The following is a 5746-nucleotide window of genomic DNA, read 5'->3' on the forward strand; positions in this document are numbered from 1 at the left end:
CCGGGGGGGGGGTGGTGGTTGTTGGGCCCCCCCCCCTGTGGGGCGGGGGGGGGGGGGCCCCTCCTTTGGGGTTGGTCGGCGCCGCCCCCCGCCCCGCCACTACCGCTCAAGCGACCTTCAAGCCACCTGCACGATGTGCAGCGCCTTCGGGTTGCGCCACTGCGCCAGCAGTGCCGCTTCCCGCGCCTTGGCCTGCTCGTAGTGCGCTTCCTTGACGTGGCCGAAGCCGCGGATGTGCTCGGGCACGCTGGCGATTTCCACGGCCAGGGCCAGGCGACCATCCTCCAGGCCTTCCAGCAGCAGCTGCACGGTGGCTTCGTAATCGGCGATCAGCTGGCGCTCCATGCGCCGCTCTTCGGTACGACCGAACACATCCAGGCGGCCGCCGCGCAGGAACTTCAGCTTGGCCAGCAGGCCGAACGCCTTGAACATCCACGGGCCGTACTCCTTCTTCAGCAGGCGGCCCTGCTCATCCTTCTTCGCGAACAGCGGCGGCGCCAGGTGGAAGCGCAGCTGGTAGTCGCCCTCGAACTGCTGCTGCAGGCGGCGCTGGAAATCGCCGCTGGTGTACAGACGGGCCACTTCGTACTCGTCCTTGTAAGCCATCAGCTTGAACAGGTAGCGGGCCACGGTCTCGGTCAGCGCGGTGGAGCCGCCGATGCGCTCGGCTTCGGCCGCACGCACGCGCTCGACCAGGCTGCGGTAGCGGTTGGCGTAGGCGGCGTCCTGATACTCGACCAGGAACGTAGCGCGGCGCTCGATCATTTCATCCAGCGAACGCGACAGGCGCGCGTCGTCCAGCGGCAGGAAGGCCACCTCGCCACCATGCGAGGGCAGGCCGCGCAGTTCGCGTTCGTCGGCGGTGTTGCGCGGTGCGGCGGTGGCGCCCCATTCGTTGCCTTCCCACTCGCCCGGCGGCAGCGGGTGCAGCGGGCCCGGGGTCGATTCGGTATCGGTGTGGCGGTTGCGCACCAGGCCGGCCGCCTGCTGCACGGCCTGCGGGTCGACCACGGCCAGGCGGCCCCAGGCAAAGGCCTGCTGGTTCATCGCCACGGCCGCGCCGTTCAGTTCGATGGCACGCATCAGCGAGTCGAGCGACAGCGGCACCAGGCCGTGCTGCCACGCGTAGCCGAGGATGAACAGGTTGGCGGCGATGGCATCGCCCAGCAGCGCGGTGGCCAGCTGGGTGGCGTCGAGCTGCAGCGGCTCCTGGCCGCCCAGTGCCACGCGCACGCCGGCCACGATGTCGGCGGCCGGGAACTGCATGTCCGGGCGCGTGGTGAAGGTGCCCGGCATCGCTTCATAGGTGTTGAGCACGACCTGCGAACGGCCGGCGCGCACCTTCGACAGCGCCCAGTAATCGTTCACCACCACCATGTCGCAGCCCAGCACCAGGTCGGCCTCGCCGGCGGCGATGCGCACGGCGTGGATGTCGTCCGGGCGACGGGCGATGCGGATATGCGTGGTCACCGCGCCACCCTTCTGCGCCAGACCGGTCTGGTCGAGCACGCTTGCGCCCTTGCCTTCCAGGTGGCCGGCCATGCCCAGCAGGGCGCCGATGGTGACCACGCCGGTACCGCCGACGCCGGTGATCAGGATGTTCCAGGGCTGTTCCAGCGTGCCGCGAATGGTCGGTGCCGGCAGGTTGTCCAGCAGCGTGGAGGCATCGCGCTTGCTGCCCTTGCGCGGCTGGCCACCGTGCACGGTAACGAAGCTCGGGCAGAAACCATTCACGCAGGAATAGTCCTTGTTGCAGTTGGACTGGTCGATCTCGCGCTTGCGCCCGAACTCCGTTTCCTTCGGCAGCACCGAGACGCAGAAGCTCTTCTTGCCGCAGTCGCCGCAGCCTTCGCAGACCAGCGAATTGATCAGCACGCGCTTCTGCGGGTCTTCCAGCTTGCCGCGCTTGCGGCGACGGCGCTTCTCGGTGGCGCAGGTCTGTTCGTAGATCAGGATCGAAACACCCTTCACTTCGCGCAGCCGCTTCTGCACGGCGTCCAGTTCACTGCGGTCGTGGAACTCGACGTCGCTGGGGAAATGTTCGCGCTGGCCGGTCCACTTGCCGATGTTGTCCGACAGCACCACGATGGTGTGGATGCCTTCGGCGCGCATCTGCCTGGCGATGTCGGGCACGCTCAGCGGGCCGTCCACCGGCTGGCCGCCGGTCATCGCCACCGCATCGTTGTAGAGGATCTTGTAGGTGATGTTGACGCCGGCCGCGACCGCCTGGCGGATCGCCAGCGAGCCGCTGTGGAAATAGGTGCCATCGCCCAGGTTCTGGAACACGTGCGGCGTGTCGGTGAACGGCGCCTGCCCGGCCCACGTCACGCCTTCGCCGCCCATGTGGGTGAAGGTGTCGGTGCTGCGGTCCATCCAGGTCACCATGTAATGGCAACCGATGCCGGCCAGTGCACGCGAGCCTTCCGGCACCTGGGTGGAGGTGTTGTGCGGGCAGCCGGAGCAGTAATGCGGCACGCGCGGGAACAATGCGCGAGGACGGGCAAGCTCGGCTTCCTTTTCCTGCATCCACTGCAGGCGCTGTTCGATCGATTCGTTGTTGAAGAACTTCTGGATGCGGCGGCCGATCACGCCGGCGATGGTGGCCGGGGTCAGTTCGCCGGTCGACGGCAGGATCCATTCGCCGCTCTCGTCGTACTTGCCGACGATGGACGGGCGTTGGCCCCAGCTCACCGGCCAGTTGAAGAACTGCTCCTTCATCTGGCGCTCGATGAAGGCACGCTTCTCCTCCACCACGATGATGTCTTCCAGGCCCTGCGCGAAGCGCGCGATGCCTTCCGGCTCCAGCGGCCAGGTCATGCCGACCTTGTACACGCGGATGCCGATGTCGGCGCACGCGGCCTCGTCCAGGCCCAGGTATTCCAGCGCCTGCAGCACGTCCAGGTAGCTCTTGCCGGTGGTGACGATGCCCAGCCGCGCGCGCGGCGCATCCATCACCACCTTGTCGATCCCGTTGGCGCGGGCGAAGGCCTGCGCGGCCTTGACCGCATAGCGGTGCAGGCGCATTTCCTGATCCAGCGGCGGGTCCGGCCAGCGGATGTTGAGGCCGCCGCTGGGCATGTCGAAATCTTCCGGCAGCACGATGCGCCGGGCCAGCGGGTCAACCTCGACCGACGCCGACGATTCCACCGTCTCGGCGATGGTCTTGAAGCCGACCCAGCGCCCGGTATAGCGGCTCATCGCCCAGCCCATCAGGCCCATGTCGAGGATGTCCTGCACGCCGGCCGGGTTCAGCACCGGCATCATCGCGCTGACGAATTCGTCTTCGCTGCCATGCGGCAGGGTCGAGCTGCGGCAGGCATGGTCATCGGCGGCCAGGGCCAGCACGCCGCCATGGCGCGAGGTACCGGCCGCGTTGGCATGCTTGAATACGTCGCCGCAGCGGTCCACGCCCGGGCCCTTGCCGTACCACATGCCGAACACGCCCTGCACGTTGGCACCGGGGAACAGGTTGGTCTGCTGCGTGCCCCACACCATGGTGGCGCCCAGGTCCTCGTTGAGGCCGGGGGTGAACTTCACCTTCGCTGCGTCCAGGTGCTTGCGCGCACGCCACAGTTCCAGGTCGAAGCCACCCAGCGGGCTGCCGCGGTAGCCACTGACGAAACCGGCGCTGTCGATGCCTTCGTGCGCATCGCGCAGGCGCTGCATCAGCGGCAGCCGGACCAGTGCCTGCACGCCACTCAGGTAGATCCGCCCCTCGTTGCGGGTGTACTTGTGGTCGAGCGTGTAATCACGGTCGATCAGGTCGGCGGAAGAGGGCGAAGTGAGTTGCGCGGTACTGGTCATGGCTGGCCCGGTAGGATCGGCTGGCACCGGCCGCGTGCGGGCACGCGGCGGGAAAGGCGCGAATTGTAACAGTGGGGCCCGGAAGGCCCGGCACTCGCATCGGCGGCCTTGCTGGGGTTAGGATCGGGGGGAGAGGGGAGGTTGGTGTTTCAACCCAGGGGAAATTTGATGTCAGTTGCAGGACAGTTCCTGGCCGGCGTGCTGCTGGTCTCGAGCGCGGCCGCCGCATGGGCGGCACCGGCATTGCCGGCACCGCAGGAATTCTATTTCGACAACGATGCCGCCGCCGCACCGATCATCGTGGTGAGCGGCGCCGGCGAGGACCTGGTCGCACAGCTGCTGAAGCAGCGCGAGCGGGGCCGCAAAACGCTGGAAGCCACGGTGCAGCTGGCATCGGTGGCCATCGCACAGGGCCGCGCGGAAGTGGGCGACAAGCTCTATCGCGAGGCACTGGCCGAGGCGCCGGTGCAGAGCAGCCTGGGCCGCAGCGTGCGCTGGAACTACGGCTGGGACCTGCTGCGGCAGGGCCAGGCGCTGGCCGCGCTGGAACAGTGGCAGTCGGTGGCCAACAACCTGCGCAGCAATGCCGCGTGGATTCCGCCCACCTACGCGCTGGCGTTGTGGCGGGCCGGCCAGCAGCAGGAAGCGGTGAAGTGGTACGCCGCCGCTGTGCGCACCGAGCCGACCCAGTGGAACGACAGCAGCCGTTACTCGCAGCTGCTGCCGGCCTGGCGCGATGACGAGCGCGCCAGCCTGGCCGAAGTGCAGCAGGCTTGGGCCTCGGCGCCGCCGGCCTGGCCGTGAGGCGTGACCGCAGGCGCTTGCCGCCTGCGGTGCTGCATCGCACAATCAAACGCGTCGCAGGCGTGTGCCTGAGGGGGAGCCACCCATGGCCTTCGATGCGTTCGCCCTGATCCTGGCCATGCTCGGGCTGGGCATGCTGTTTGCCCGCCTGCGCGCGCTGCCGGACAACGCCGCCGAGACGCTCAACAAAGTGGTGCTGTACGTCTGCCTGCCCGCGGCGGTGCTGACCTACGTGCCGCGCCTGCATCTGGATGCCAGCCTGCTGGGGCTGATGGCCACGCCGTGGCTGCTGATGCTGGCCACCTGGGCGCTGGTCAGCCTGGCCACCCGCGTGTTCGGCTTCGCCCGCGACGTGCACGCGGTGCTGCTGATCTGCGTGGCCCTGGCCAACTCCAGCTTCATCGGCTACCCGATAGTGCGCGCGTTGCTGGGCGACGCGGCCTTGCCCTATGCGGTGGTCTACGACCAGTTCGGCACCTTCCTGCTGCTGTCCACCTTCGGCCTGCTGGTGCTGGCGCGTTACAGCGGCGACCGCCCGCCGACGGCGCTGCAGGTGCTGGGCCGCATCGGCCGCTTCCCGCCGTTGTGGGCGCTGCTGTTCGCGCTGCTGCTGATGCCGGCGCAGCCGCCGTCGTGGATTGGCACGGCATTGAAGCAGCTGGCCGATGCGATGCTGCCGCTGGTGATGCTGGCGGTAGGGCTGTCGATCCAGCTGCGCCTGCGCCGCGAGGAGCTGCTTCCTCTGGCGGTGGGCCTGCTGCTGAAGCTGCTGGTGCTGCCGGCGCTGGCGTTGCCGCTGTCGTGGGCTTTGGGCATGCAGGGGCTGATGTTGAAGGCCAACGTTCTTGAGTCTGCGATGCCGACGATGATCACCGCGGCCGCGCTGGCGATCTCCCATCGGCTGGCGCCGCGGTTGGCGGCGGCGCTGGTGGGGTATGGGATCGTGCTGTCGCTGGTCACGCTGCCGGCATGGATATGGGTGCTGGGGTGAGGGTGCTTTGTCAGGGCTTGCAGCCCTGCACCCGCTTCAAGCCACGGCAACGTCAACGTCAAAAGCTGGCTTTCCGTGGGTTGGCGGGGTGGGTCCGGTTGCGGGGGACGGCGTAAATACGTCCATGTAGCCTCGGTCGCGCCATCC

3 protein-coding genes are annotated in these 5746 nt (G+C 68.3%); 2 read left to right on the plus strand and 1 reads right to left on the minus strand.

Features of this window, described 5'->3' with window-relative positions; all coding sequences use genetic code 11:
- Positions 1 to 117: 117 nt before the first annotated feature.
- Positions 118 to 3804: an indolepyruvate ferredoxin oxidoreductase family protein gene (locus tag AC1VXD_RS19600; protein ID WP_482993450.1), complete on the minus strand. Its 3687-nt coding sequence runs from the start codon at positions 3802 to 3804 to the stop codon at positions 118 to 120.
- 168 nt (positions 3805 to 3972) lie between these two features.
- Here AC1VXD_RS19600 and AC1VXD_RS19605 point away from each other — a divergent pair, with 168 nt between their 5' ends.
- Both AC1VXD_RS19605 and AC1VXD_RS19610 read left to right on the plus strand, forming a co-directional pair.
- Positions 3973 to 4608 carry a tetratricopeptide repeat protein gene (locus tag AC1VXD_RS19605; protein ID WP_482993451.1) on the plus strand — a complete coding sequence of 212 codons (636 nt, stop codon included), beginning with the start codon at positions 3973 to 3975 and terminating at the stop codon, positions 4606 to 4608.
- Positions 4609 to 4693: 85 nt separating this feature from the next.
- Positions 4694 to 5599 carry an AEC family transporter gene (locus AC1VXD_RS19610; RefSeq protein WP_482993452.1) on the plus strand — a complete coding sequence of 302 codons (906 nt, stop codon included), beginning with the start codon at positions 4694 to 4696 and terminating at the stop codon, positions 5597 to 5599.
- Positions 5600 to 5746 lie beyond the last annotated feature (147 nt).

This window comes from Stenotrophomonas sp. STEN054, assembly GCF_056854535.1.

Bases quoted from the DNA above. Each gene is read 5' to 3' on its own strand.
- AC1VXD_RS19600 (WP_482993450.1), bottom strand. From the start codon at position 3,804: ATGACCAGTACCGCGCAACTCACTTCGCCCTCTTCCGCCGACCTGATC.
- AC1VXD_RS19605 (WP_482993451.1), top strand. From the start codon at position 3,973: ATGTCAGTTGCAGGACAGTTCCTGGCCGGCGTGCTGCTGGTCTCGAGC.
- AC1VXD_RS19610 (WP_482993452.1), top strand. From the start codon at position 4,694: ATGGCCTTCGATGCGTTCGCCCTGATCCTGGCCATGCTCGGGCTGGGC.